Raw genomic sequence first — 5,274 nt, forward strand, 5'->3', positions numbered from 1 at the left:
GGCCCGGGCCGTGCTCACCTTCTGAGGGCGGCGGTGTCGTGCTCCGCCCGTACGCGTCGGGGGCGCTGTGCGCGGCGGCGCTGATGGCACTGGTGACCGAGACCGCACTCAGCGAGGCCGCCGGATTCCCGCCCGGTCCGGCGGAGGCGAAACCCCCGTTCCGACGCCGCCCGGTCCGGGCCGAGGCGCAACCCCGTACCGACCGCCGGAATCTGAGTCCGGGCCGCCCAGGCCACCGGGGACCCGTCTCTGTGGAGGCCGGCGGCGGCTGGCGCCCTGGCCGAGTCCTACGAGGGCGTCAGCCGGGCGAAGCGCCCCCGGTGGAAGAGCAGGGGGTCGGAGGGATCGTCCGCCGTGCCCAGGGCGTGTACCCGGCCGACCACGATGAGGTGGTCGCCGCCGGTGTGGACGGCGTGGACCGCGCAGTCGATCCACGCCACGGCGCCCGTCAGACGGGGCGAGCCCGACACCGGCGCCGCGTCGTATCCCACGCCCGCGAACTTGTCCGCGCCGCTCACCGCGAAGGCGCGGCACAACTCGCCCTGGCCCGCGCCCAGGACGTTCACGCAGAACGTCCCGGCGCGGGCGATCCGCGGCCACGTCGTCGACGTACGGCCGACCATGAAGGCCACCAGGGGCGGGGCGAGGGAAAGGGACGTGAAGGACTGGCAGGCGAAGCCGGCGGGGGAGTCGCCGTCGGCGGCGGGCGGTGCCGTGATGATCGCCACGCCCGTCGCGAAGTTCCCGAGGACGCGCCGGAACTCGCCCGGGTCGAGCGGTGCGCGCTCGTCCTCGGCGACGCAGCGCAGTTCGGGGCGCGGCATCGGTTCGACGGGCTCCGGGGCGGGTGTGCGGTTCGACCTGAGGTAGCGGACGGCGGCTTCCGCCATCCCTGCTTGTCCCATCACATTCGCCATTAGAACTGACGATCTGTCAGATAGGAAGGGTCAGCGTCCTTCGAACCGAGCGCTGCGCCGTTCCACGAAGCTCCGTACGCCGTCCTGCGCGTCCGCCGTCGTCATGTTGATCTCCTGCGCGGCTGCCTCGGCGGCGAAGGCGGTGGCGCGGTCGGTGTCGAGGGAGGCGTTGACGAGCTGCTTGGTCAGGGCGAGGGCGCGGGTCGGGCCGGAGGCGAGGCGCTCGGCCCAGGCGCGGGCCGTCTTTTCCAGCTCCTCGTCCCGGACGACCCGGTTGACGAGCCCGAGGCGTTCGGCGTCCGGTGCGGTGAGCGCGTCGCCGAAGAACATCAGCTCCTTCGCGCGCTGCGGGCCGAGGAGGCGGGGCAGGAGGTAGGCGCCGCCGCCGTCGGGGACCAGGCCGCGGCGTACGAACACCTCGATGAAGCGGGCGGATTCGGCCGCGATGACCAGATCACAGGCGAACGCCAGATGCGCGCCGAGGCCGGCCGCCGTGCCGTTCACCGCCGCGATCACCGGCTTCTCGCAGTCGAGCACGGCCGCGATCAGCCGCTGGGCGCCGGTGCGGAGGGTGCGTGCGACATCACCCGCGAGGCGTTCGCCGGGGGCGCCGGTGCCCCGGAGGTCGGCTCCGGCGCAGAAGCCGCGGCCCGTGCCCGTGATCACGACGGCGCGTATCGCGGGGTTCGCCGACGCCTCGGACAGCAGCCGGACGATCTCGTCCCGCTGGTCCGGCGTGAGGGCGTTGAGCGCCTCGGGCCGATTGAGGGTGAGGGAGAGGACTTGGCCGGTCGTCGTGTGCAGGACGGCAGGCATCAGCGGCACACCGCCAGCGCGTCCAGCGCCACCGCGCCCTGACCCCGCGGCAGGACCATCAGTGGGTTGATGTCCAGCTCGGCCAGCTGGTCGCCGAGTTCCAGGGCCATGCGCTGCACGCGCAGGACGACCTCGACCAGCGCGTCCAGATCCGCCGCCGGCCGCCCCCGGACGCCGTCGAGCAGGGCCCGTCCGCGCAGCCCGGCGAGCATGTCCCGCGCCTGCTCCTCCCCGAAGGGCGGCACCCCGACGGCGGTGTCGCGCAGCACCTCGACGAGCACGCCGCCGAGCCCGACGGTCACGGTCGGGCCGAACAGGTCGTCGTGGGCGACACCGACGACCATCTCGACCCCCTGCTCCACCATCTGGCAGACCAGGACGCCGTCCAGGGCGACGTCCTCGTAGCGGGCGATGTCGGTCAGCTCCCGGTAGGCGTCGCGGACCTGGCTGGCCGAGGTGAGACCGATCTTCACCAGGCCCAGTTCGGTCTTGTGGGCGATCCGGGCCCCGGAGGCCTTCATCACCACCGGGTAGCCCACGAGCCCGGCCGCGCGGACGGCCGCCGCCGCGCTGGTCACCAACTGCTCGCGCGGTACGCGGATGCCGTACGCCCGCAGCAGCTGTTTCGCCGCGTGCTCGCTCAGCTGCCGACCGGGCTGCATCAGGGCCTGCGCCTTGCGGCAGGACGGCGAAGGGGTGCGCGGGGCCTCGTCGAAGGGGGAGCGGTAGGCGGCGGTGAAGCGGTGGTGGGCGAGGTAGGCGCGGACGGCGGTGAGACAGTTGCCGACCGTGCGGAACGTGGCCACGCGGGAGGAGCCGAGCAGGACCTCGCGGTAGGCGGGCTCGGTGCCGACCGGCGAACCCCACACCACGCAGACGAGCTTGTCGGTCTGCTCGGCCGCGTCCACCAGGTCCCGCACCAGCCGGTCGCTGAGCGGCGGGAACGGGCCGGTGACCGGGCAGATCAGCACGCCGACCCCAGGGTCGCCGAGGATCGCGTCGATGATCTTCCGGCCGCGCTCGTCCCCCACCGGATGCCCGCCGTTGTCGACCGGGTTGGCGACGCTCAGGTACTCGGGTATCCACTGGTGCAGTTCGGCCTGCCTGGCCTCGGACAGCACCGGCAGGCTCAGGCCCGCGGCGGTCGCCAGGTCGGCGACGTGCGCCCCCGTGCCGCCCGAGATCGAGTAGACGACGACCCCGTCCGCGCGCGGCGGCCGGGCCCGGGCCAGCAGGGCGGCCGTGTCCTGGAGTTCGTCCAGCCCGTCGACCCGGATCACGCCGTACTGGCGCATCGCCGCGTCCACCACGGCGTCCGCGCCGGTGAGTCTGCCGGTGTGGGAGGCGGCCGTGCGGGCGCCGGTCTCGGTACGGCCCACCTTGACGGCCACGACCGGGACCCCGCGCCGGGCGGCCCGGTCGGCGGCGAGCAGGAAGGAGCGGCCGTCCTTGAGCCCCTCCAGGTAACAGGCGATGGCGCCGACCTCGGGCTGCTCGGCGAACCAGGCGAGGAAGTCCGCGCTGTCCAGGTCGGCCTCGTTGCCGGTCGGGGCCCAGTGGGAGAGGCGGATGCCGAGCTCCTGCAGGGCGAAGAGCGGGCGGCCCTGGTGGCCGGACTGGGTGATCAGAGCGATCGCCGGCCCCTCCAGGTCGTCGCGGAACCGCTCGAAGGCGTTGAGGTTGGTGTTGGGCCCCAGCAGCCGCATCCCCGACTGCTCGACGGCGGCGGCCAGTCGCCGCTGGGCGGCCTCGCCCTCCGGCCCGGTCTCGGCGAACCCGGACGCGAAGACGACCGCGAACCGCGTCTTGGCCTCGGCCAGTTCCTCGATCACCGGGACGGGGTCACCGACCAGCACCACGGCCAGATCGACCTGTTCGGGCAGGTCGGCCACGGACGGGAGGCAGGGGATGCCGAAGACGGCCGGCCGGCTCGGGTGCACCGGGTGCAGCCGGGCGCCGACACGCTCCGCCCAGTCGGCGAGCTGCCGCGTGATACCGGTGTTGGGGCGGCCCTCGGCGTCCGATGCGCCGACCACGGCGACGGACCGGGGACGGAAGAAGCGGTCCAGGTCGGGCACGCCGGCGTGCAGCGGACGGCCGCTGACGTCCAGGTCGCCTTCCTGGGCCGGCCTGCCGTGCACGACGGGCCCGGACCGCTCGCCACAGGCGATGGCCCGGGTCCGGCGGGAGTCGGTGGTGAGGGTGCCGTGGGTCGATCCAAGCATCGTTTCCGCCCGCTCCTGTGAGACAGCCGCTAACTGACGCTCTGTCAGATTACTGAACAGTCGCGACGTCAGGAACGGGGCGTGCGAACGAAGTTGTGCGGCGAACCTCTTCAGGGGACCGCGCCGCGGGGGCGCTGCTCAGCCCGGCAGGCGGGACACCGTCCTCGAGCCGTTTCTCGCGACGGCCTTCGCGATCTTCACCGCGTCGAGTGCCATCTCGCGGAGGTTTCCGCTGATCGGATTGGTGAAGCCGGTGAAGTACAGGCCGGGGGCGGTGCTCGGGGTGCGGGCGCCGTGGACGACGGGCCTGCCGCGGTCGTCGAGCACGCCGAGGTGACCGACCAGGCCCTCCAGAGCACGGACGTACCCGGTGGCGGCGATCACCACGTCCGGGGAGATCCGGGTGCCGTCGGCCAGGGCGATCTTGCCGCCGTCCTCGAAAGCGTCCACGGCGGCCACGATCTCCACCCTGCCCTTGCGCACGGCGTCGATCAGGCCGACGTCCTGCACCGGGACGGCTCCCTGCTTCACCCGTGTGTACAGCCCGGTGTCCGGGCGCGGCAGTCCGTGGGCCGACAGGTCGGGCAGGGCCACCCTGGCCTGGACCCGGGAGATCCGGTCGACCAGGCCGACCGGCAGCCGGCGGACCAGGACGCCGCTGTACTGGGCGGCCCAGCCGGCGGTGGAACGGCGCACGATGTGGGGGACGGTGCGCACGGCTAGCCGGACCCGGGAGGCGCCGCTCTCCACCAGGTCGACGGCGATCTCGGCGCCGGTGTTGCCGACCCCGACGACGAGGACGTCCCGGCCGGCGTAGGGCTTGCCGCTGCGGTACTCCCGGGCGTGCAGGAACTCGCCGGTGAAGGTGGAGCGGCCGGGCCAGCCGGGCACGCGGGGCGTGTGGTTGTAGCCGGTGGCGACGACCACCGCCGCGCCGGTCAGCTCCCGGCCGCCGGTGGCGTGCAGCAGCCAGCCCGTGCCGTCGGGGGTGCGCTCGACGCGGGACACCTCGACGCCGGTGACGACTTCCAGGCGGTGGTGCTCGGCGTACTTCTCCAGGTACCGCACCACGTCGTCCCGGGCCACCCACCGCCCGAACCGGCGCGGCATCGGCAGCCCGGGCAGGGCCGAGAGGCGACGGGTGGTGTGCAGGTGCAGCCGGTCGTAGTGGCCGCGCCAGGACGCCCCGACGCTGTCGGACTTCTCCAGGACGACGGCCCGTATGCCCCGGGCGCGCAGCGCGTACGCGACGGAGAGCCCTCCGGGGCCGCCGCCGATGACGTAGACGGGGCGGTCGGGCGGGGGCTGCGCGGAGG

At 73.9% G+C, this 5,274-nt stretch carries 4 protein-coding genes; all 4 read right to left on the reverse strand.

Translation table 11 applies throughout. The features are described 5' to 3' along the window. Positions 1-287 precede the first annotated feature (287 nt). Positions 288-890, reverse strand: coding sequence for a flavin reductase family protein (locus tag C1J00_RS37770; RefSeq protein WP_102913422.1), 603 nt, complete (start codon positions 888-890; stop codon positions 288-290). 57 nt (positions 891-947) lie between these two features. After that, positions 948-1,733: an enoyl-CoA hydratase/isomerase family protein gene (locus C1J00_RS37775; RefSeq protein WP_102913425.1), complete on the reverse strand. Its 786-nt coding sequence runs from the start codon at positions 1,731-1,733 to the stop codon at positions 948-950. Further along, positions 1,733-3,958, reverse strand: a complete 2,226-nt coding sequence (locus C1J00_RS37780) for an acetate--CoA ligase family protein (RefSeq protein ID WP_102913423.1) — start codon at positions 3,956-3,958, stop codon at positions 1,733-1,735. Before C1J00_RS37780 ends, C1J00_RS37775 begins: the two co-directional genes overlap by 1 nt. Before the next feature lie 138 nt (positions 3,959-4,096). Next, positions 4,097-5,274: flavin-containing monooxygenase (locus C1J00_RS37785; RefSeq protein WP_102913424.1), on the reverse strand; the 1,178-nt coding region annotated here is incomplete at its 5' end.

This window comes from Streptomyces cahuitamycinicus, assembly GCF_002891435.1.
Lineage (GTDB): Bacteria > Actinomycetota > Actinomycetes > Streptomycetales > Streptomycetaceae > Streptomyces > Streptomyces cahuitamycinicus.

Coding starts and splice junctions, on each gene's coding strand:
- C1J00_RS37770 (WP_102913422.1), bottom strand. CDS start 890: ATGGCGGAAGCCGCCGTCCGCTACCTCAGGTCGAACCGCACACCCGCC.
- C1J00_RS37775 (WP_102913425.1), bottom strand. CDS start 1,733: ATGCCTGCCGTCCTGCACACGACGACCGGCCAAGTCCTCTCCCTCACC.
- C1J00_RS37780 (WP_102913423.1), bottom strand. CDS start 3,958: ATGCTTGGATCGACCCACGGCACCCTCACCACCGACTCCCGCCGGACC.